The 878-nt window shown below is 31.3% G+C and carries 2 protein-coding genes; one reads left to right on the top strand and one right to left on the bottom strand.

Annotated features, from left to right (window positions below; genetic code table 11):
• Nucleotides 1-158 precede the first annotated feature (158 nt).
• On the top strand, nucleotides 159-656 hold the full coding sequence (locus ACGK9U_RS16095) for a hypothetical protein (protein WP_394467581.1): 498 nt from the start codon (nucleotides 159-161) through the stop codon (nucleotides 654-656).
• A gap of 18 nt (nucleotides 657-674) precedes the next feature.
• Here ACGK9U_RS16095 and ACGK9U_RS16100 read toward each other — a convergent pair.
• On the bottom strand, nucleotides 675-878 hold a 204-nt coding region (locus ACGK9U_RS16100), incomplete at its 5' end, for a hypothetical protein (RefSeq protein ID WP_394467582.1).

An 878-nucleotide genomic window follows, 5' to 3' on the forward strand; every position in this document is an offset into this window, starting at 1 on the left:
TTGAATATCGAGCTCATTATTGTCAAAATTAATTATAAATTTGTCTAAGGTTTTGGGGGCAGTCCATTTTCTATTCGGTTTGTATTTGCTAACCTAGGTGCGTGGAACACGCCACTAATCATACACAAAACCGTTGTGTGTAATTTGAGAAAACCGAAGTGAAAAGAAAATTAATGCAAAAGTTGAATTGGAAAATTATAGTTGCCGAATCTATCGGCATTATTTTTTTGATACATGGCTCAAAACGATTTCAGATATCTTACTATTCAGATATTTGGAAGGCACTTATCGAGGTTGACTCAGAAAAACTGGAAAGTTTAAAAATAAAAAACGTCGGACAATTTTTGTATGACAGTCAAATATTTGGGTTTTGGATTTTTTTAGCTTGGGTATTGTTACTTTTATTATTTAAATGGAAAATTAAACTGCCATTAGCTGATACAATTTTGACCCTAATTTTAGTCTTTTTATTGTTTCCAATCGGATTTTTTAATATTGATTTCATTACAGGTCTATTTAACTCAATTGGCTCCCTTTTTACAAACGATATTGGTTTTTCTTTTCTAATTAGCGGATTGATTTTGACATTAATTGGATTAGGACTTTTGTGGGCAGGAATAAAAATAAATAAAAACTACACACAACACAGTATATAAAAAATTGCTATTTTTAGCTTAACCAATGTCAGTTGCTTTGTTTGCTTGCATCCGATTTTCCTTCGGAAAATCCTCGCACTCAAACACGCAACTTTCCATATACATAAACGTTGTACACAAGCTAAAAAAACCAATCTGAATGAAAAAAAATGAGAACATTGGAGCCAAAGTTGCATTAATAAATGGAATGACATTTGGACTAGGGTTTCTATTTATTATGAC

This window comes from Mariniflexile sp. HNIBRBA6329, from assembly GCF_043558645.1.
GTDB lineage: Bacteria > Bacteroidota > Bacteroidia > Flavobacteriales > Flavobacteriaceae > Mariniflexile.